Annotated in this window: 21 protein-coding genes and 1 tRNA gene; 8 read left to right on the top strand and 14 right to left on the bottom strand. The window is 72.8% G+C overall.

Annotated elements, in window-relative coordinates:
- Together Q0L15_RS09535 and Q0L15_RS09530 are read right to left on the bottom strand one after the other, a co-directional pair.
- On the bottom strand, positions 1-768 hold the full coding sequence (locus tag Q0L15_RS09535) for a crotonase/enoyl-CoA hydratase family protein (RefSeq protein WP_296603910.1): 768 nt from the start codon (positions 766-768) through the stop codon (positions 1-3).
- Positions 765-1,304, bottom strand: coding sequence for a gamma carbonic anhydrase family protein (locus tag Q0L15_RS09530; protein ID WP_296603909.1), 540 nt, complete (start codon positions 1,302-1,304; stop codon positions 765-767). Before Q0L15_RS09530 ends, Q0L15_RS09535 begins: the two co-directional genes overlap by 4 nt.
- Positions 1,305-1,598: 294 nt before the next feature.
- On the opposite strand from Q0L15_RS09530, the gene Q0L15_RS09525 reads away from it, so the two are divergent.
- Both Q0L15_RS09525 and Q0L15_RS09520 read left to right on the top strand, forming a co-directional pair.
- Entirely contained in the window at positions 1,599-1,805 is a 207-nt protein-coding gene (locus Q0L15_RS09525) for a DUF1918 domain-containing protein (RefSeq protein ID WP_296603907.1), read from the top strand.
- A gap of 117 nt (positions 1,806-1,922) precedes the next feature.
- The gene (locus tag Q0L15_RS09520; RefSeq protein WP_296603906.1) at positions 1,923-2,129 is read left to right on the top strand and encodes a DUF1918 domain-containing protein; all 207 of its coding nucleotides are present in this window, start codon (positions 1,923-1,925) and stop codon (positions 2,127-2,129) included.
- 79 nt (positions 2,130-2,208) lie between these two features.
- On the opposite strand, the gene Q0L15_RS09515 is transcribed toward Q0L15_RS09520, so the two are convergent.
- Positions 2,209-2,478, bottom strand: a complete 270-nt coding sequence (locus Q0L15_RS09515) for a dsRBD fold-containing protein (protein WP_296603905.1) — start codon at positions 2,476-2,478, stop codon at positions 2,209-2,211.
- Positions 2,479-2,772: 294 nt separating this feature from the next.
- On the opposite strand from Q0L15_RS09515, the gene Q0L15_RS09510 reads away from it, so the two are divergent.
- Positions 2,773-4,413, top strand: coding sequence for a methyl-accepting chemotaxis protein (locus Q0L15_RS09510; protein WP_296603903.1), 1,641 nt, complete (start codon positions 2,773-2,775; stop codon positions 4,411-4,413).
- 99 nt (positions 4,414-4,512) lie between these two features.
- Here Q0L15_RS09510 and Q0L15_RS09505 read toward each other — a convergent pair whose 3' ends face one another.
- From Q0L15_RS09505 to Q0L15_RS09485, 5 genes are all read right to left on the bottom strand, one after another.
- On the bottom strand, positions 4,513-5,736 hold the full coding sequence (locus Q0L15_RS09505) for an SHOCT domain-containing protein (protein ID WP_296603902.1): 1,224 nt from the start codon (positions 5,734-5,736) through the stop codon (positions 4,513-4,515).
- 169 nt (positions 5,737-5,905) lie between these two features.
- A tRNA-Ser gene (locus Q0L15_RS09500) sits at positions 5,906-5,995 on the bottom strand.
- Between the two features lie 42 nt (positions 5,996-6,037).
- The gene (locus Q0L15_RS09495; RefSeq protein WP_296603900.1) at positions 6,038-6,619 is read right to left on the bottom strand and encodes a TIGR03086 family metal-binding protein; all 582 of its coding nucleotides are present in this window, start codon (positions 6,617-6,619) and stop codon (positions 6,038-6,040) included.
- Between the two features lie 48 nt (positions 6,620-6,667).
- Positions 6,668-8,548, bottom strand: a complete 1,881-nt coding sequence (locus tag Q0L15_RS09490; protein WP_296603898.1) for a CocE/NonD family hydrolase — start codon at positions 8,546-8,548, stop codon at positions 6,668-6,670.
- Between the two features lie 77 nt (positions 8,549-8,625).
- Complete coding sequence (locus tag Q0L15_RS09485) at positions 8,626-9,858, bottom strand: alpha-hydroxy acid oxidase (RefSeq protein ID WP_296603897.1); 1,233 nt, start codon at positions 9,856-9,858, stop codon at positions 8,626-8,628.
- 64 nt (positions 9,859-9,922) lie between these two features.
- Between Q0L15_RS09485 and Q0L15_RS09480 the strand changes: the two genes are divergently transcribed.
- Positions 9,923-11,548, top strand: coding sequence for an FMN-binding glutamate synthase family protein (locus Q0L15_RS09480; protein WP_296603896.1), 1,626 nt, complete (start codon positions 9,923-9,925; stop codon positions 11,546-11,548).
- Between the two features lie 9 nt (positions 11,549-11,557).
- On the opposite strand, the gene Q0L15_RS09475 is transcribed toward Q0L15_RS09480, so the two are convergent.
- A complete protein-coding gene (locus Q0L15_RS09475; protein ID WP_296603895.1) occupies positions 11,558-13,174 on the bottom strand; it encodes a methyl-accepting chemotaxis protein in 1,617 nt (538 codons plus the stop codon).
- A 237-nt stretch (positions 13,175-13,411) separates the two neighbouring features.
- Here Q0L15_RS09475 and Q0L15_RS09470 point away from each other — a divergent pair, with 237 nt between their 5' ends.
- Positions 13,412-13,975 (top strand): dihydrofolate reductase family protein, encoded by a 564-nt coding sequence (locus Q0L15_RS09470; RefSeq protein ID WP_296603894.1) that lies wholly within the window; start codon positions 13,412-13,414, stop codon positions 13,973-13,975.
- A gap of 177 nt (positions 13,976-14,152) precedes the next feature.
- The gene (locus Q0L15_RS09465; protein WP_296603893.1) at positions 14,153-14,302 is read left to right on the top strand and encodes a hypothetical protein; all 150 of its coding nucleotides are present in this window, start codon (positions 14,153-14,155) and stop codon (positions 14,300-14,302) included.
- Positions 14,303-14,356: 54 nt separating this feature from the next.
- Here the strand turns inward: Q0L15_RS09465 and Q0L15_RS09460 are convergent, their stop codons facing one another.
- Both Q0L15_RS09460 and Q0L15_RS09455 read right to left on the bottom strand, forming a co-directional pair.
- A complete protein-coding gene (locus Q0L15_RS09460; RefSeq protein WP_296603938.1) occupies positions 14,357-14,788 on the bottom strand; it encodes a nucleoside deaminase in 432 nt (143 codons plus the stop codon).
- A gap of 23 nt (positions 14,789-14,811) precedes the next feature.
- Positions 14,812-15,297, bottom strand: coding sequence for a tRNA adenosine deaminase-associated protein (locus Q0L15_RS09455; RefSeq protein ID WP_296603891.1), 486 nt, complete (start codon positions 15,295-15,297; stop codon positions 14,812-14,814).
- A gap of 125 nt (positions 15,298-15,422) precedes the next feature.
- On the opposite strand from Q0L15_RS09455, the gene upp reads away from it, so the two are divergent.
- On the top strand, positions 15,423-16,064 hold the full coding sequence (gene upp, locus Q0L15_RS09450) for a uracil phosphoribosyltransferase (protein ID WP_296603890.1): 642 nt from the start codon (positions 15,423-15,425) through the stop codon (positions 16,062-16,064).
- A gap of 59 nt (positions 16,065-16,123) precedes the next feature.
- Here the strand turns inward: upp and Q0L15_RS09445 are convergent, their stop codons facing one another.
- Positions 16,124-16,294 (bottom strand): hypothetical protein, encoded by a 171-nt coding sequence (locus Q0L15_RS09445; RefSeq protein WP_296603888.1) that lies wholly within the window; start codon positions 16,292-16,294, stop codon positions 16,124-16,126.
- Positions 16,295-16,443: 149 nt separating this feature from the next.
- Here Q0L15_RS09445 and Q0L15_RS09440 point away from each other — a divergent pair, with 149 nt between their 5' ends.
- Complete coding sequence (locus Q0L15_RS09440) at positions 16,444-17,211, top strand: GTP pyrophosphokinase family protein (protein WP_296603887.1); 768 nt, start codon at positions 16,444-16,446, stop codon at positions 17,209-17,211.
- On the opposite strand, the gene thpR is transcribed toward Q0L15_RS09440, so the two are convergent.
- Together thpR and Q0L15_RS09430 are read right to left on the bottom strand one after the other, a co-directional pair.
- A complete protein-coding gene (gene thpR, locus Q0L15_RS09435) occupies positions 17,208-17,774 on the bottom strand; it encodes an RNA 2',3'-cyclic phosphodiesterase (protein WP_296603886.1) in 567 nt (188 codons plus the stop codon). The genes Q0L15_RS09440 and thpR overlap by 4 nt on opposite strands.
- A gap of 119 nt (positions 17,775-17,893) precedes the next feature.
- On the bottom strand, positions 17,894-18,408 hold a 515-nt coding region (locus tag Q0L15_RS09430), incomplete at its 5' end, for a VIT1/CCC1 transporter family protein (RefSeq protein WP_296603885.1).

Genomic DNA, 18,408 nt, shown 5'->3' with positions numbered 1-18,408 from the left:
TCAGGACGCCCCGTGGCGCCCCTCGCCGGACGCGAACCGGGCGGCACCGTCGAGCGCTCCGGACGCGAGGGAGACCAGGCCGTGGCGCAGCTCGCCGGCCAGGGCGTCCTCCTCGGTGAGCCCCTCCTGCTCGAGCACCGAGAGCCGGTCCTGGCGCAGGCACTCCTGCGGCAGCGCGGCGAGCGTGTGCGCGAGGGCCTCGGCCTCGACCCGCGCCTGACCGACCGGCACCACCCGGTTGACCAGCCCCATCCGCTCGGCGTCCCACGCGTCGACCGGGCGGCCGGTCAGGATCAGGTCCATCGCCCGGCTGGTCCCGATCAGGCGCGGCAGCCGCACCGTGCCACCGTCGATGAGCGGCACGCCCCACCGCCGGCAGAAGACGCCCAGCACGGCGTCACCCGCCGCCACCCGCAGGTCGCACCACAGCGCGAGCTCGAGGCCGCCGGCGACGGCGTGCCCCTCGATCGCGGCGATCACCGGCTTGGTGAGTCGCATGCGCGTCGGGCCCATCGGGCCGTCCGCTCCCTGACCGATCTCATCCACGCGGTTGCCGCGCTCGGTGCCGATCGCCTTGAGGTCGGCGCCGGCGCAGAACGTGCCGCCGTCGCCGTACAGCACCGCGACGCGCCGGCTCGGGTCGGCGTCGAACGCGCGGAAAGCCTCGGCGAGCGCCGCGGCCGTCGGTCCGTCGACCGCGTTGCGAGCCTCGGGTCGGTCGAGCACCACCGTGGTCACCGGACCGTCGACCTCCACCCGGACGGTCATGCCCGGTCCGCCTCGACCTCGACGGCTCCAGCGGCGTGCCGCTGCGCGAGCTCGCGGTAGTACGGCGGGTTCTGCTCGACCCAGAACTCCGAGGACGTCCCCTCGATGGGCTTGGTGGGCCGGGCGGGGACGCCCGCGGCCACCATCCCGCCGGGCAGCTCGGTGCCCGGCGTGACGACCGAACCAGCCGCGACCAGGGTCCGGGGACCGATGACCGCGTGGTCGAGCAGCGTGGAGCCGTTGCCGACCAGGGCCTGCTCGCCCACCTCGCGGCAGTGGACCACGCAGCCGTGGCCGATCGTCGCGTCGCGGCCGATCACGAGCGTCTCTCCGGGCGCCGCGTGGAGCACCGAGTTGTCCTGCACGTTGGCGCCCTCGCGCACCACGATCGTGCAGATGTCGGCGCGCAGCACCGCGCCGTACCAGACGCTCGCGCCGCGCTCGACGGTCACGTCGCCGATCAGCGTGGCGGTCGGGGCGACGAAGGCCTCGGGATGGACGGTGGGGCGCTTGCCCTCGAACTCGAAGCAGACCATGGCGGACATTCCACCAGGCCGCCCCTGACGGGAGTGGGGCCGTCCGGGCAGGCGAACGGCGAGAGGAGCCCTGCCGTATGACACGGCTGTGGTCGGGGCCGGTGCCCGGGCTTGCGTCCGGTTCTCGCGGTCCGATTCCTTCTGACGGCTCCTCTCGCCGTGGTCACATCACACCTCGCCGGAGGCCCTCGTGTGCAGGGGCGAAGGTCTCGGATCTCGGGGGCGCCCGGCCCTGCCTGCCGCCATCGGCACTCGCCTAGCGTCAGGTACGACTGAGCTCGAAAGGGAACGTGCATGTACGCGATCAAGGGCGACCGGTTGCTCGTCCAGGGCAGCCGCGCCGGCGACCCGTTGCGCGACGGCGAGATCATCGCCGTGCGCGGTGACGACGGCGCGCCGCCGTACCTCGTCCGGTGGACCGACGACGGCCACGTGTCGCTGACCTACCCGGGTCCGGAGACCTGGATCCAGCACTTCGTGCACGCGCCCGGCCCGGACTGACCGCGCCCGCTCGGTGCACCGGGGCCAAGGTCACGGTCCACGCGGGCACCTCTCCCCTCCCGGGCGGGTCCCGGCCCTCCTAGCGTCGGATCAGGACCGACCTCGGAAGGAGCCACCATGCACGCGACCACGGGCGATCGACTCGTCATCCAGGGCAACCACGTCGGCGAGCCGCTCCGCGACGGCGAGATCATCGAGGTCCGCGGCAAGGACGGCGCCCCGCCGTACCTGGTCCGCTGGGCCGACAACGGGCACGAGTCCCTCACCTACCCCGGCCCGGACGCGCACGTCCAGCACCTCGAGCACCGGAGCGGCGAGGGCTGAGAGCACAGGACCGCCGACCCGGCCCGCTGCGTGAGGGGCCGGGAGCGGCGGGCGGTGGGCCCGCACGGAGGCCGCGGCCTCAGTGCGCGAGGTGGACCGGCTTGCGCGTGACCGCGCCGATGTCGACCGCGGCCGTCTCGAGCAGCTGGTGCGCGAGGTCCGCGAGCGCCCGCGCGGCGGCGAGCTCGCTGCCGATCTCCGGCACCTCGGGGTCGGCCGGGTTGAGCCGGGCGATGCCCCATCCGGTGAGCGTGGCTGCGGAGGGCTCGGTCGACAGCCGTGCCTCGGCGCGCGTCTTGCCGTCGTGCTCCCCGATGAAGATCTCCACCGACCAGGTCTGGGTGTGCATGGTCCCTCCTCGGTGTCGTCGTCCCTGTCTCCTCAGCGAGACACCCACCCGGGCCACCCGCCAGAGGAGAAGGTCCCCAACCGTGCGGGACGGCGGTGCGCGAGCGGGTGCCCAACGCCTCGATCCCGCCGGGTCCTTGGCCACCTCGTGGCCCGGATCACTTGTCCGGGGCCACCCGGTCGCCGACATCGGGGGTGGAGAGGCCGCGGTGGCTCGGAGCCACCGCCTGTGAGACCCCCGCTCTCGGGATGGCCATGACGGCAGCACGTCTGCCATGCCTTGGAGGAGATACACGTGAGCACCCCCACCCCCTCATCAGCACCGGTACGTCGCGGGCGCGGAGGCGTCCCTCGCGTCCGAGACCTGAGCACTCGTCTGAAGCTCACCGCGGGCTTCACCGTGATGACGCTCGTGGTCCTCGCCGTCGGCGTGCTCGGCGTGACCCGGCTGGGCGCGACCCAGGACCGCCTCGAGAGCGTCTACGGCAACAACCTCACGAGCATCCAGCTCATGGCAGGCGTGGACGCGGCGACGCTGAACATGCGCTTCACGACCATGGACGTGCTGGTCACCGAGGACCCCGCGGCCATGGACAAGCTCAAGGGTGAGGTCTCCGACCTCGACACGACCATCGACGACCTGCTCGCGAAGTACCGCGGCTCGGACCCGACACCGGGCACCAGCACCCACCTGGCTGCGATCGACGAGGCGCTGGACGCCTACCGGACGGCGCGCGACGCCAAGCTCCTGCCCGCCGCCACGGCCAACGACGTGGCGACGTTCAACCAGGTCCGGGCCGAGAGCATCGCCGGTCCCGCGGCGACGCTCACCGAGGAGATCTCCGCCATCTCGGACCTGGAGACCAAGGCCGCCGCCCGGGCGGTCGCCGAGGCCCAGGACGCCTACCGCTCCTCGCGGCTGCTCATCATCGCCATGATCGCCCTGGCGATCGGGATGGGTGTCGCGCTCACCCTGGTCCTGGGCGCCATGGTCGCCAACCCGCTGCGCAAGGCCGTGGCCGTGCTCCAGAAGGTCGCGGCCGGGCACCTCGAGGAGCGGCTCGACGTCGACAGCCGCGACGAGGTCGGCCAGATGGCCGGGGCCCTCAACGAGGCGCTGACCACGCTGCAGGAGTCGATGCGCGGGATCGACCAGAACGCGATCGCCCTGTCCTCGGCCTCCGAGGAGCTCTCGAGCGTCTCGACGCAGATGTCGGCGTCGGCCACCAGCTCGGCCACCGAGGCCGGCGTGGTCTCCTCCGCCGCCGAGCAGGTCTCGCAGAGCGTGCAGACGGTCGCGGCGGGAACCGAGGAGATGTCGGCCTCGATCCGCGAGATCGCCCACAACGCGGCCTCCGCCGCCGGCATCGCCGCCGAGGCCGTGCGCGTGACCGAGGAGACGACCGCGACGGTGACCGAGCTCGGCTCCGCGTCGAGCGAGATCGGCAGCGTGGTGAAGGTGATCACCTCGATCGCCGAGCAGACCAACCTCCTCGCCCTCAACGCCACCATCGAGGCCGCCCGCGCCGGCGAGGCCGGCAAGGGCTTCGCGGTCGTCGCCAACGAGGTCAAGGAGCTCGCCCAGGAGACCGCCCGCGCCACGGAGGACATCAGCCGCCGGGTCGAGGCGATCCAGGCCAACTCCGAGGCCGCGGTCACCGCGATCGGCGGGATCTCCGAGATCATCAACAAGATCAACGACTCCCAGGCCACCATCGCCTCCGCGGTGGAGGAGCAGACCGCCACCACCAACGAGATGTCGCGCAACGTCGCGGACGCCGCCACCGGCTCGACGCACATCGCGGCGAGCATCAGCGGCGTGGCCACCGCAGCCGACGAGACCACGACCGCGGCGGACTCGACCAGCCAGGCCGCCCAGGAGCTCGCCCGGATGGCTTCCGAGCTGCGCCAGCAGGTCGGACGCTTCACCTATTGACACGACGAGATCGGCCCCCGCTCCGCAGCGCGGTCCCGGGGGCCAGTCTCCGAGCGGGCCGGGTCGGACGGTCGACGTCCGCTCGGTCCGGGGTCGCCGTCAGGTGAGCAGCCGTGCCTTGGCGGCAGCGAACTCCTCGTCGGTGAGGATGCCCGCGTCCCGCAGGGACGCGAGCTTCGTCAACTCCTCGGCCAGTCCACCGGGCGTGGAGGTCTCCGCCCGCGCGGCCGCCTCCGGGGTCGCGGGTGCCGCGACCTGGCTCGCGGCGGCCGACGCCTCGCGGCGCTGTCGGCTCTCGGCGATCGCGTTGACCTGGCCGGCCAGTCCGGTCAGCTGGTGGGCGTTGTCGGGGTCGAGGCGCTCTTCGATGCGCCACGCGGGATGCACGAGGATGAACTGGGCCCGTCGGCTGTCCTTCGTCTCCGTCTTCGGCATCGCCAGGCCCACGAGAAGGGCCGAGCCGGGGAGGATGGAGCCGAAGGCCATGCGGGTCATGGTCGGGCGCGACGACTGCAGGATCTGACCGTCGACCTCGACGGAGGCGCGGACGTCCGCGTCGAGGACGTAGGCCCTGCCCCGCTGGACGATGCGATCGCTCATGATCGTGAGGTCCGCGCCCACGATGCCGAGCAGGTCAGCGCCACGTCGCAGGTCCCCCCGCCGCGCACGCTCCAGCACCCGCTCGTCGTACCACTTGGGTCCCTTGACGGCGATCAGGCCCGCCTTCCTGGCCAGCTGCCTGCCGTCCCAGATCGCCCGTTCCTCCGCAGGGACGTCCCCGCGCGCAGCGGCCTGCGCAGCGCTGTCCAGGTGGGCCAGGAGAGGCTCGACGAGGTGGCGGTGCTTCTCGGGGAACCCCTCGGCGATGGCCTTCGCCTGGAGCGTGGTGGGCGCCGCGGCCTCCACCGCCGCTGCCGCCGCGCTCTCCGCGAGGTCCTTGCGCACGTCGTCGGCGATGCCGGTGCCCGCGAGGCGCTCGGACCGGAAGGCGTTGAGGTGCGCGCGGATCGTGTCGTGGTCCTCGGGGCGCACCATCTTGAAGACCTGCTCGGCCCCGTTGGCCGTGTGGACGGTGACCGTCTGCTTCTTCTGGTTGAAGCCCACGTCGAGGAGCAGGGTGTGGCTCGACTCCCACTTGGGCGCCGCATCCATGCTGTGGGCGGCCAGCAGCCGCTGGTTGGTCACGATGAGGCGATCCACCGTCGGCCTCAGGTTGTTGCAGATGCCCATGAAGACGATCTCTTCACCGTCCGCGAGCGCCGAAGCCAGCTTGGCGGCATGCTTCTCCGCCTTGTCCTGCTTCAGCTTGTGACCGACGTCCACGTCCGATGTCCTCCGCTCGGTAGAGGTGGCACCGCCTCGAAAGATCATCGGTCGACGGCGCCCTGGTACTTCCCTCGTCGCCCACCGGGGCGCCCCACAAACCACCGGAGGACGACGAAACCCGGTGAACCTGTCGGTTCACCGGGTTTCGGATGTCCTGGGACATCACTGGCGGTGGCGGAGGGATTTGAACCCTCGGTGGGCTTGCACCCACAAACGCTTTCGAGGCGTTCTCCTTAGGCCGCTCGGACACGCCACCGCCGGAGAGAGTACCGGAGCGCGTGCGTCGCGACGAAATCCGTCACGGCTTCCAGGACGGGTCCCGGCCGGTCGCCCCGACCAGCCGGTCGAGAGCGGGCGCGTCCGCAGGCACCGCGACGGGCGGTCCGAACGGCCCGCCGCCCGGCACGTCGGGCGGCACCTGGAAGCTCTCGGCGAACGCGAGGCTGGCGAGGACGGAACGAACGTCGGGCTCGTAGGGCTGGCCGGTCGCCCGGGCGAGGTCCCAGCCGTGCACGACCACCTCGTCGAGCGCGACCAGCGCCGCGACCTCGGCAGGCATCTCGATCGGTCCGGCCTGGGTCGTTCCGGTGTACGCCGCCGGGTCGCGCCACGCGTCGGCGAGAGCGGCCAGCCGCGTGGCGATCTCCGTGCGCCAGTCCTCGGGGAGCCGCGACCCGTCGACGACGGGGGCGCCGTCGCCGGGCAGCCGCTCCTTGCGCGCCGACCGGGCGAAGGCGTCCGCCAGCATGCTCAGGTGGTCCAGCAGGTCCGCGACGGTGAACGCCGGGCACGGGGTCGGCTCAGCGAGCTGGTCGTCCCGCACACCGCGCACGAGGGCGGCCACCGCGGTGGTCGCCGGTCCGAAGTCGATGGTCTCCATGCTCGGACCGACCCGGTCCGGCCGCCGTACTCATCGGCCCGGATGCCCTCAGAGCGCCGGGATCGTCAGCACCGAGGGCCACAGCGGGCCGGTGCGGACGGTGAGCGGCACCAGGGTGGTCGGCAGGTCCGGCACCGTGGGCAGCAGGTGCGGGGCGTCGAAGGCCTGGATGGCGATCCGCAGCCGGTGACCGGGGGCGAGCCGAGCGGCCGTCGGGAAGACCTCGACGTCGACGGGCGCGACCTCTCCGGGCGCGAGCGACTTCTTCGCCGCGCGCGTGAACGGGTGGAACGGCTGGATCACCGAACCGTCGAGGTAGCGGGTGCGGTCCCGGTCGAGCGCGCGGTGCGAGATGACCTGCCAGCCGCCGGTCAGGCGGGTGACGCTGCCGTCGGGTGCGACGTCGGAGACCGACACCGAGAGCATGCCGTCGCCCGACGGGCTGGAGGTGAAGAGCCGGGCGTTGATCGGGCCGCGCAGGCGCAGGGGCGCGGTGAGCGGCTCGGTCTGGAAGACCACGCCGGTCTTGTCGTTGGGCGCGTTGTCCTCCCAGCACGGCAACCCGTCGAGCACGGTCGAGGGCAGCCCGGCCATCCACTGCGCGGTCGAACGCGTGCACAGCCCGGAGACCGGCACCGGCGGCACGATCGCGCGGCCGTCGACGGCCGCGCCCTGGGTCAGGACGCCGATGCCGCCACCCACGGCCGCGGAGCCCGAGAGCCGGAACGTCTCGGCGTGCTGGTCGCCCATCCACTCACGCGCGTGCGTCCAGCGGCCGCTGCCCTGCTCGTAGTAGGTGATCGGCGGGATGTCGGCGTCGAGCGTCGGGTCGGGGACGCCGCGCACGTAGCGGTCGAACCACCGCAGCTGCAGCTCGCTGAGCGAGCCGTAGCCGGCCTGGTCGATGTCGGCGGCGGAGGAGCCCTCGAGGTGGTTCCACGGCCCGATGATCATCTTCACCGGGACGCCGCGGCGCTCGAGGTTCTCGAAGAGCAGCGGGGTCCCGCGCTGGAAGATGTCGAACTCGCCGCCGACGAGGAACGTCGGCACCTGCACCCGGTCGATCACGCGGTCCGGGGACCGGTCGCGGTAGAACGGCCCGTCGTACGCCTCCTCGCCGCCGGTGAGCGCCTTGAGCATCAGCGGGATCGTGAAGGTCGCGGCCGCCGTCAGGTGGTCGACGAGCGCACCGAACCCGGACTGGGGGTCGGTCGCGGCGACCGCCGGCGGGACCACGCTGGTCCCGGTCACCAGGCCGAGCCACAGCGGGATGAAGCCCACGTCGATCTGGCCACCGGAGGCGACGACGTCGCGGTAGACGTCGGCGGCCGGCACCTGCGGGAAGATCGCCTTGAGTCCCGCGGGGCGCGAGCCCGCAGCGAAGATCTGGCTCATGCCGAGGTACGACGGCCCGCTCATGCCCACCTTGCCGTTGCTCCACGGCCGCGTGCGCGAGTGGGCCCACTCGACGATCTCGCCGGCGTCCTTGTCCTCGCGGCGGCTGAACGCCGCCCACTGCCCCTCGGAGCTGCCGGTCCCGCGGGCATCGACTGTGAGCTGGGCGTAGCCGCGCTGCACGAGGTAGCTCGGGCTGCCGCCGGTGAGCCCGCCGCTGAAGCTGCCGGCGGCCTTGTTGTAGGCGGTGATCGTGACGATCACCGGGAACCGGCCGCGCACCGGCTCGCCGTTCTCGTCGGCGGGCAGCTCAAGGTCACCGCGCAGCACGACGCCGTCGGACATCGGGATCGCGAGATCCTTGCGCGTCACCGTGCCGGGGTAGATCTCGGGGCGCGGCGTCCAGTCCGACCGCACGGCCGGCGCACCGTGGGCGCGGGGCACGACGGAGGAGATCGCCGGGGCCGGACCCAGGAGGGCACCGGCGACGAGGGCGGCGGCGAGTCGGCAGCTGAGCCTGCGGAACCGGGTCATGTGAGGTCCAACGACCTCGCGTGGCGTCCGTCACTCGCGGGTGACCGGCGTCACGCAGCGGCGCCGGCCGTCCCCGATCAGCGCCGCCGCGGCACCAGCCGCTCGAGCTGGGTCACGTGTCCCGGCTCCAGCTCGTCGAGCGACTGCACGCCCAGCAGTCGCATCGTCCGCTCCACCTGGCCGCGCAGGATCTCGAGCGCGCGGTCGACGCCGTCGCGTCCGCCCGCCATCAGACCGTAGAGGTAGGCCCGGCCGACCATCGTGAACCGGGCGCCGTGGGCGAGCGCGGCCACGACGTCCTGGCCGGACATGATGCCGGTGTCGAGGTGCACCTCGACCCGGTCGCCCACGGCCGCGACGACGTCGGGCAGCAGGTGGAACGGCACCGGCGCCCGGTCGAGCTGGCGCCCGCCGTGGTTGGAGAGCAGCACGGCGTCCGCGCCGAGGTCGGTGACCCGGCGGGCGTCGTCGACCGACTGCACGCCCTTGACGACGACCCGGCCGGGCCACTGCTCCTTGATCCAGGAGAGGTCCTCGAACGTCACCGTCGGGTCGAACATCGTGTCGAGCAGGTCGGCCACCGTCCCCGACCAGGAGTCGAGCGAGGCGAACGCCAGCGGCTCGGTGGTGAGGAAGTCGAACCACCATCCCGGACGCGGGATCGCGTTGAGGACCGTGCGCGGGGTGAGCGTGGGCGGGATCGTCATGCCGTTGCGCACGTCGCGCAGCCGGGCACCCGCGACCGGGACGTCGACGGTGACCAGCAGCGTGTCGTACCCGGCCCGCGCGGCGCGCTCGACCAGCGCCATCGACCGGTCGCGGTCCTTCCACATGTACAGCTGGAACCAGTGGCGCCCACCGGGCGCGGCCGCGGCGACGTCCTCGATCGAGGTGGTGCCCATCGTGGACAGGGCGAACGGGATGCCGGCCGCGGCGGCAGCGCTCGCGCCGGCGACCTCCCCCTCGGCGTGCATCATCCGGGTGAACCCGGTGGGCGCGATCCCGAACGGCAGAGCCGCCCGTCGACCCAGCACCTCACGGGAGGTGTCGACCGTCGCGACGTCGCGCAGCACCCCGGGGTTGAACTGCACGTCGCGGAACGCCTGCCGGGCCCGGGCCAGTGACACCTCGCCGTCCGCCGCGCCGTCGGTGTAGTCGAACGGTGCCCGCGGGGTGCGCCGCTTCGCTGCGACCCGCAGGTCCTCGATCGTCAGGGCGTCGCGCAGGCGCCGCTGCTTGGCGGAGAGCTCCGGCGTACGGAACCGCAGCAGGGGGGCGAGGTCGCGCCGGCGGGGAAGCTGCCTCTTCACGGGCCCAGTCCACCACGTCGAGCACCCGCTGCGTCGTCTGCCGACGGGTGGGTACGGGCTCGCCATGAGGAAAGCCACGCTCGCCGCCCTCCCCGCCGCCGCGCTCGGCGCCCTCGCGGCCCACGACCTGCTGCAGAAGCGGCACGCGATCCTGCGCAACTTCCCCGTCGTCGGGCATGCGCGCTACTGGCTGGAGTCGATCGGCCCGGAGCTGCGGCAGTACATCGTCGCGAGCAACGACGAGGAGCGACCGTTCAGCCGCGACCAGCGGCGCTGGGTCTACGCCTCGGCCAAGCTGCAGAACAACTACTTCGGGTTCGGCACCGACAACGACCTCGAGCACACCAGCGGCAACGTCATCGTCCACCACCGCACGTTCGGCCGCTCCTTCCCCACGCACGGCTCGGTCGGGCAGGAGGCGCACCTGCCTGCGGCGAAGGTGCTCGGCGGGGCGCGCGGGCGGCGGCACGCGTTCCGGCCGGCGTCGGTCGTGAACATCTCCGGCATGAGCTTCGGGTCGCTCTCGGGCAACGCCGTCGAGGCGATCAACCGCGGGGCCGCGACGGCCGGCTGCCTGCACAACACCGGCGAGGGCGCGGTCTCGACCTACCACCACCACGGGGCCGACCTGGTGTTCCAGATCGGTACGGCGTACTTCGGCTGCCGCGACGACGGAGGCCGCTTCAGCCTCCCGAAGCTGAAGGAGCTCGTGGAGCGTGCGCCGATCCGGGCGCTCGAGATCAAGCTCAGCCAGGGCGCCAAGCCCGGCCTCGGGGGCGTGCTGCCCGGCCCGAAGGTGTCCGAGGAGATCGCCGAGACCCGTGGCGTGCCGGCCGGCGTCGACTGCCTCAGCCCGTCGCGGCACGCGGAGTTCGACGACGTGGACTCGCTGCTCGACTTCGTCGAGCTGCTCGCCGACGAGACCGGCCTGCCGGTCGGCATCAAGTCGGCCGTGGGCGACATGGGGTTCTGGGTCGAGCTGACCGAGGCCATGGCGGCCGGGGAGCGCGGCGTCGACTTCGTGACGATCGACGGCGGCGAGGGCGGCACGGGAGCGTCGCCGCTGATCTTCACCGACGCCGTGTCGCTGCCGTTCCGGCTCGGCTTCTCACGGGTGTACGGCGAGTTCGCCCGGCGCGGCCTGCATGAGGACGTCGTCTTCATCGGCTCCGGCAAGCTCGGCCTCCCGGACAACGCCGTCGTCGCCTTCGCCCTCGGGGCGGACATGGTCAACGTCGGGCGGGAGGCGATGCTGGCCGTGGGCTGCGTCCAGGCCCAGAAGTGCCACACCGGCGAGTGCCCGACCGGCGTCGCGACCCAGCATCCGTGGCTCGCCCACGGGCTGGACCCGGACGAGAAGTCCGAGCGGGTCGCCAACTACGTCAAGACCCTGCGCCGCGACCTGCTCAAGGTCGCCGAGACCTGCGGCGTCGAGCACCCCGGCCTGATCGGCCCCCGCGACGTGGAGATCATCGACAACCTCAGCGGGGGCCGGCTGCTCGACGAGGTCTACGGCTACGAGCCCGGGTGGGGCTTTCCGTCGGCCGCCGACCAGCAGCGGATCGCGGCGATCATGGCCGCGGTCGAGGAGGAGGAGACCCGCACCGAGGGGCCGCCCGAGACGGCCGAGGAGGGCGAGCCGGGCACGGAGCACGCCGGCGGCGGGGGTAGCGAGTCCGTCGACGTCTGAGCGGGCCGCTCAGCTCGACCGGTCGTCCAGCTCGGCGACGCGGAAGTGGCTGATGCAGCTCGCGAGCTGACCTGCCACCCCGTCGAGCTCGACCGAGGCGTGCCGCACCGTCCCGGCCGCCGCCGCCGTACCGCTCGCCTCGTCGACCACCAGGCCCGCCGCCCGGGTGATCTGCTCGGACCCGGTCGCCGCCTCGCTCATCGACCGGGTCATCTCCAGCGAGGTCGCCGAGTGCTCCTCGACCGCGGAGCTCATCGTCGAGGACATCCGGTCCACCTGCTCGACCACCTCGGAGATGCTCGCGATCGCGTCGGATGCGAGGGCCACGTCGTGCTGGATGTCCGCGATCTTGGTGGCGATGTCCTGGGTGGCCTCGCCGGTCTGCTGGGCCAGCGCCTTGACCTCGGCCGCGACGACCGCGAACCCGGCGCCGGCCCGGCCCGCGCGAGCCGCCTCGATGGTGGCGTTCAACGCCAGGAGGTGGGTCTGGTCGGCCACCGCGTTGATGACCCGGACGATCGCAGTGATCGCCGACGACCGCTCCTCCAGGGAGCTGACGGTCTCGGCGGTCTCGCGGACCCGGTGGACGGCGTCCGACGCGGACGCCGCCGCGGCGCCGCCGCTGGCCGCGATCTCCGCCACCGCGGCCCGCGCCTCCTCGGCACCGTGGGCCGCCTCGACCGTGCTGGTCGAGACCTGGTGGGCCGCAGCCCCGACCGCGACCGCCTCGCTGCGCGTCCGCTCGGCCGACTCGCCCAGCTCCCCCGACAGGTCGGAGAGTCGCCGGGACACGTCCGCCAGCAGATCGGAGGAGCGCCGCACCTGGCGGACGCTCTCGGCGGTGGCATCCACCGTCTCGTTGAGGGCTTCGCCCAGCTGACCCAGCTCGTCGCGTGAGGCCACCCGCACCCGCTGGGTCAGGTCGCCCCGCGCGACGAGGCTCAGGGCCTGCACGGAGGCCTTGATGGGCCTGCTGATCTCCCGCGCGATGACCAGCGCGGCCCCCACCGCGAGCGCAGCGACGGCGAGCGCGGCGAGGACGAGGCGGGTCCTGGTGCTGGAGTACTCACCGTCCGCGTTGCGGCGCTCGCCGGCCGCGATCGCGGCCGAGGCCGCCGACAGGTCCTGCACGGCGCTGGTCGCGTCGTCGAAGTGAGAGTCCGACCCGTCGAACATGGCCTGACCGGCACCGGGGACGTCACCCTGCGCCAGGAGCGGGAGGACGGTGTCGCGGATCGCGGCGTCGTACGCCGCCCAGGCGTCGAGGAAGCGCTGCGCCTCGTCGGCGAGCGCCGGGGCCCGCACCTGCTCGATGCCCTCGCGGGCGGCGTCGAGGTGGTCGACGATCTCCTGGGCCATGCCGTTGGTGTCGTCGCCGGTGGCGATCGCGACCATCAGCTCGTGGACCACCATCTCGGTGGACACCACGTCGGCCCGCACGGCGCCGACGGCCGCCAGGACCTGCGCCCCCTGGGTGTCGATCCGCACCGCGGCGGAGTTCATCGTCCTCATGCCGCTCATCGCCACCGCCGCCACCGCCGCGGTCCCCGTCAGGGCCACCGCCAGGACACCTGCGATCACCTTCACGCGCAGACCGAGGTCGCGCCACGTCGTCCGGACTGCCACGCCCGCCCACTCTCTCGCTCGATCGGTGTGCGCCCGGAACGCCACCTCTTCACGTGTCGAAGACCCCGTCGACTTCGCCAGGGTCGACCTGAGGCGCTGTGACAGGGATCATGGGCACGCTCCCACCGCTGGCGGGACGAGCCGGGCGGGCGTCGCCGGCAGGCTCGGCGATGAGTTCCCGGCATCGGCGGGGTCACCACCACCAGAGACCGACCCGACCGATGAGGGGCTGACCCGGTGCGGAAGCTGATCTACTCGATGAACGTGTCCCTGGACGGCTACATCGCCGCACCCGGGGACGACATCTCCTGGGGCGTGCCGAGCGTCGAGCTGCACCAGTGGTTCAACGACCGAGCGCGCGAGGTCGCGGTGTCGCTCTACGGCCGCAAGCTCTGGGAGCTGATGAGCGCGCACTGGCCGACCGCCGACCAGCAGCCGGACGTCACGCCGGTCGAGGCCGAGTTCGCGCGCATCTGGCAGCGCACCCCCAAGGTCGTGTTCTCCTCGACCCTCGCACGGGTCGAGGGGAACGCCCGTCTGGTCACCGGCGACGCCGTCGCCGAGATCGCCCGGCTCAAGGCCGAGGGCGGCGCACCGATGGAGATCGGCGGCGCCACCCTGGCGGGCGCAGCGATGCGTGCCGGCCTGGTCGATGAGTACGACGTGGTCACCCACCCGGTGCTGGTCGGCGGCGGCACGCCGTTCTTCAGCGCCCTGGACAGCAGGGTGAGCCTGGACCTGGTGGAGACGCGGACCTTCCCCGACGGCGTGACGCTGTCTCGCTACGAGTCCCGGTCCTGACCGGTCCCGCGAGGTCGGTCAGGCGGGCCGGACGATCTGCTGCAGCGCCCAGCGGTTGCCGTCCGGATCGGAGAAGTAGACGAACCGGCCCCACGGCTGCTCGTCGACGCCGCGCAGGGAACCCCGCGTCCGCGCAGCTCGGCGAGGGCGGCGTCCGCGTCGTCCACGACGACCTGGATGAACTGCGACGAGCCCGTCGGCATCATGTCGAGCCCGACGCCGAAGCAGATCGAGCAGGCGGACCCGGGCGGGGTCACCTGCACGAACCTCAGCTCGGGGGAGACGACCTGGTCGTGGTCGACGCTCCAGCCGAGCGTGTCGCCGTAGGAGTCCGCGTTTTGGGGAGATGCTCCGACGGTGTGGTGACGGTCGCTGCGCGGGTCAGCGCTGCTCGGCGAAGAACTCCCCGAGCAACGCGGCCGACTCCGCCGCCAGCACCCCGGTCACGACCTCGGGCCGGTGGTTGAGCCGACGGTCACGGACGACGTCCCACAGGCTGCCCACCGCGCCGGCCTTGGGGTCCCACGCACCGAAGACCACCCGCTCGACCCGGCTGAGCACGGCCGCTCCGGCGCACATCGTGCACGGCTCGAGCGTCACGACCAGGGTGTGGCCGTCGAGCCGCCACTCCCCGCGGGCACGCGCGGCGGCACGCAGGGCGACCACCTCGGCGTGCCCCGTCGGGTCGTGCTCGGCCTCACGGACGTTGCGACCACGCGCGACCGGCGTACCGTCCGGGGCCAGGACGACCGCGCCGATCGGCACGTCGCCGGTCGCGAGCGCGGCACGCGCCTCGTCGAGGGCGACCCCCATCGGGCCGTCCCAGCGGGCCGCGCTCACGCGGAGGTGAGACCGACCGCGTCGTCGAAGAGCTCGCCGAAGCCGAGGCGGCGCGCGACGTCGGAGAGCATCTCGTCGGGGTAGAGGTCGAAGTCGTCGAGCAGCACGCCCATGTCCATCGCGTGCATGCCGAGGTCGCCGAGGAGGTCGAGGTCACCGGCGGGCACCTGGTCGTCCTCGTCCTCGGGCATCGGCAGGCCGAGGAAGTCGACCGCCGAGCCGGCGAGCTCCCACTCGTCGGCGGCGGTGATGTCGGAGAGCAGGACCCGGGTGGTGGGTCCGGCGACCCGGACGACCACGAAGAAGTCCTCGTCGATGGCGACCATCCCGACCGCCCCGCCGTCGCCGGGGAACCGGCGCAGGGCAGCGGCCAGCGTGTCGATGTCCTCGAGCACGTCGTGCGCGAGCTCGGCGACCGTCCACGCGCCGTCCTCGCGGTAGGCGGCGAGGGCGAAGTCCACCCCGTCGACCTGGTCGGTCATGGCCCCACCTCCGTCCGGTTGCGGCATCGCGACTGCCCGGAGATCCACGCAGTCGTCTTCCAGGGTGGCAGACCACGAGGATGCGGCCAACCCCCTTTCGGCGCACCTCCACTAGGGTTCGGACCATGCGCACGCATGTCGTCGACCACCCGCTCGTCGCCCACAAGCTCACCCACCTGCGCGATGCCGAGACCGACTCGCCGACGTTCCGGCGGTTGGCCGACGAGCTCGTCACGCTGCTCGCCTACGAGGCGACCCGCGACGTCCGCGTCACGCCCCACGACATCGTGACCCCGGTGGCGCCGACCACGGGCGTCTCGCTCGCCACCCCGAAGCCGCTGGTGGTGCCGATCCTCCGGGCCGGGCTGGGGATGCTCGACGGCATGATGCGGCTGCTGCCGACCGCCGAGGTGGGCTTCCTCGGGATGGTGCGCAACGAGGACACGCTGGAGGCCTCGACGTACGCCGAGCGCCTCCCCGAGGACCTCCAGGGCCGCCAGTGCTACGTCCTCGACCCGATGCTCGCGACCGGCGGCACGCTCGCCGCGGCGATCCGGTTCCTCACCGACCGCGGAGCCGACCACATCACCGCGATCTGCCTGCTGGCCGCCCCCGAGGGATGCGCCCGCCTCGAGCGTGAGCTCGAGGGCCTCGACGTGCCCGTCACCGTCGTGACCGCGGCCATGGACGAGCGCCTCAACGAGAAGGGCTACATCGTCCCCGGCCTCGGTGACGCCGGCGACCGGCTCTACGGCATCGCGGGCTGACGCTCCACCGACGGTGTCCCCGGCCAGCCGGGGAAGCTGACCCGGCACCGACACCCGCCTCACCCCGGGAAGATCTGCACCGTCCCGGTCGCGATCAGCACGAGCAGCACGAGCACGAGGATGCCGAGGATCGCGTAGGCCCACTCCTTGCCGGCCCGGGTCTCGTCGGACTCGGGAGCGTCGTACCGGTGCCCGTCGGGGAGGCCGAGCCGCTCGTCGTCGTCGCTCATGCCTCCTTCAACGACGCAGGGCGCGCGACGTCTCGTGTGACGTCGCGCGCGCCGCTCAGTGGTCTGGACGACCACGACTGGTGCGGTGACCGGGTCGCGGCGGCCAGGGCTCTGGGACGGCGCCGAGCCGGCCTCCGTACGCTGGACGGGTGAGCGAGACGGCGAAGAGCCCGTCCGGCGAGGACTTCCGCCGGTTCATGCTCGAGCACCGCTTCGGGATGGACGAGATCGTCACGAAGCTCAACATCCTGCGCGACGAGTTCACCCACCTCCACGACTACAACCCGATCGAGTCGGTCTCGTCGCGGCTGAAGTCGCCCGAGAGCCTGGTCGACAAGCTCCGCCGCAAGGGCGTCCGCCTCGACGGCGGGCCGGACGAGATCCCCACGTTCGACGAGATCCGGTCGGTGATCACCGACATCGCGGGCGTCCGGGTGGTGTGCAGCTTCGTCTCCGACGTCTACCGGGTCTTCGACATGCTCGTCGAGCAGCAGGACATCTCGACGATCGAGGTGCGCGACTACATCGCCCGCCCCAAGCCCAACGGCTACCGGAGCCTCCACGCCCTGGTGGAGGTGCCGGTGTTCCTCTCCGAGGGGCCGGTGCCGGTGCTCGTGGAGGTGCAGTTCCGCACGATCGCGATGGACTTCTGGGCCAGCCTCGAGCACAAGATCTACTACAAGTACCGCCGCGACGTCCCCGCCGAGCTGCTCGAGGGGCTGCACGACGCCGCCGAGACGGCCGACGCCCTCGACGCGACGATGGAGCGCCTCCACGAGGAGGTCCGCGGTCTCGACGCGCTGCCCGCGGCCGTGGTCGAGGAGCTGCGCTCCGGGGGCGAGGGTCCGGACGCCGCCCTGCTCGACGCGCTGCGCCGGCTGGGGGCTGCGCCCGAGGCGCGTCCGGGCCGGCCCTAGCGTCCCAGCGGCAGCTCGGCGACCGTCTCGTAGCGGGGCCGGCCCCGGGGGCCCTCGCCGAGGTACGACGCCACCAGCTCGACCCGGTCGGCCTGCCACGCGGGCCCGGCGTACCCGTCCAGGAGCCGCACCCAGCTGGTCACCTCGGTCGGCTGCCCGACCCGCGCGAGGGTGACGTGGGGCCGGAACCGCTGCCCGTCGGCCGGGACGCCCGCGCGGTTGGCCGCCGCCCGGCAGCCGGTGGCGAGCCGGTCGAGCTCGGTGCGGCCGCCCTCGTCGAGGTCGAGACCCGCCCACAGGACCCGCGCCCGCCCGACGTTCGGGAAGGCTCCGCCGCCGGCGATCGCGGTCGCGAACGTACGGCGCCTGGCGGCCGCGCGCTCGAGCCGCTCGAGGAGGTCGTCGAGCCGCCGCTCCTCGACCTCGGCCAGGAACGCCAGCGTCACGTGCAGCTGCTCGACCCCCGCCCACCGGAAGGCCGCAGCAGCACGCCGCGGCTCGAGGAACGCGTCGAGGTGCTCGACCGCGTGCGCCGGCGGCACGAGCGCCACGAACATCCTCATCGCGCCAACCTATGCCCGTCGATCCCACGTTGACCCGCCCGAAACTTCACGACGGGTCAACGCGATTTGTCGACAGGGCACGTCGACCCGCCCGGAAGTTTCGGGCGGGTCGACGTGGATCAACCGATCTGGGTGCCCAGCGCGGAGCCGATGCCGTAGGTGACGGCCATCGCGAACAGGCCGCCGAGCACGTTGCGCACGAGCGCGCGGCGGGGGTCGCTGTAGCCGAGCCGCGCGCTGACCCAGCCGGTGACGGCGAGCGCGACCACCACGACGCCGACGGTCAGCCACACCCGCAGCGCATCGGAGCCCAGGATGATCGTGAGCAGCGGCAGCATGGCGCCGATCGTGAAGGAGAGCATCGACGCCCACGCGGCGTGCACGGGGCTGGTGATGTCGTCGGGGTCGATGCCGAGCTCGACCTCGGCGTGCGCAGCGAGGGCGTCCTGCGCCGTGAGCGCGGTCGCGACCTCGAGCGCGAGCTCGTCAGAGAGGCCCTTGGCGGCGTAGAGACCGGCGAGCTCGGCGAGCTCGGCCTCGGGCTCCTCGCGCAGCTCGCGCCGCTCCTTCTCGAGCAGCGCGAGCTCGGAGTCGCGCTGGGTGCTGACCGAGACGTACTCGCCCGCCCCCATGC

Source organism: Nocardioides sp. (assembly GCF_024509035.1).
Taxonomy (GTDB): domain Bacteria; phylum Actinomycetota; class Actinomycetes; order Propionibacteriales; family Nocardioidaceae; genus Nocardioides.
Note: the sequence above shows the minus strand (reverse complement) of the source record. Positions and strands in the feature narration are given on the sequence as shown.

Coding starts and splice junctions, on each gene's coding strand:
- Q0L15_RS09535 (WP_296603910.1), bottom strand. CDS start 768: ATGACCGTCCGGGTGGAGGTCGACGGTCCGGTGACCACGGTGGTGCTC.
- Q0L15_RS09530 (WP_296603909.1), bottom strand. CDS start 1,304: ATGGTCTGCTTCGAGTTCGAGGGCAAGCGCCCCACCGTCCATCCCGAG.
- Q0L15_RS09525 (WP_296603907.1), top strand. CDS start 1,599: ATGTACGCGATCAAGGGCGACCGGTTGCTCGTCCAGGGCAGCCGCGCC.
- Q0L15_RS09520 (WP_296603906.1), top strand. CDS start 1,923: ATGCACGCGACCACGGGCGATCGACTCGTCATCCAGGGCAACCACGTC.
- Q0L15_RS09515 (WP_296603905.1), bottom strand. CDS start 2,478: ATGCACACCCAGACCTGGTCGGTGGAGATCTTCATCGGGGAGCACGAC.
- Q0L15_RS09495 (WP_296603900.1), bottom strand. CDS start 6,619: ATGGAGACCATCGACTTCGGACCGGCGACCACCGCGGTGGCCGCCCTC.
- Q0L15_RS09490 (WP_296603898.1), bottom strand. CDS start 8,548: ATGACCCGGTTCCGCAGGCTCAGCTGCCGACTCGCCGCCGCCCTCGTC.
- Q0L15_RS09480 (WP_296603896.1), top strand. CDS start 9,923: ATGAGGAAAGCCACGCTCGCCGCCCTCCCCGCCGCCGCGCTCGGCGCC.
- Q0L15_RS09465 (WP_296603893.1), top strand. CDS start 14,153: ATGAACTGCGACGAGCCCGTCGGCATCATGTCGAGCCCGACGCCGAAG.
- Q0L15_RS09460 (WP_296603938.1), bottom strand. CDS start 14,788: ATGGGGGTCGCCCTCGACGAGGCGCGTGCCGCGCTCGCGACCGGCGAC.
- Q0L15_RS09455 (WP_296603891.1), bottom strand. CDS start 15,297: ATGACCGACCAGGTCGACGGGGTGGACTTCGCCCTCGCCGCCTACCGC.
- upp (WP_296603890.1), top strand. CDS start 15,423: ATGCGCACGCATGTCGTCGACCACCCGCTCGTCGCCCACAAGCTCACC.
- Q0L15_RS09445 (WP_296603888.1), bottom strand. CDS start 16,294: ATGAGCGACGACGACGAGCGGCTCGGCCTCCCCGACGGGCACCGGTAC.
- thpR (WP_296603886.1), bottom strand. CDS start 17,774: ATGAGGATGTTCGTGGCGCTCGTGCCGCCGGCGCACGCGGTCGAGCAC.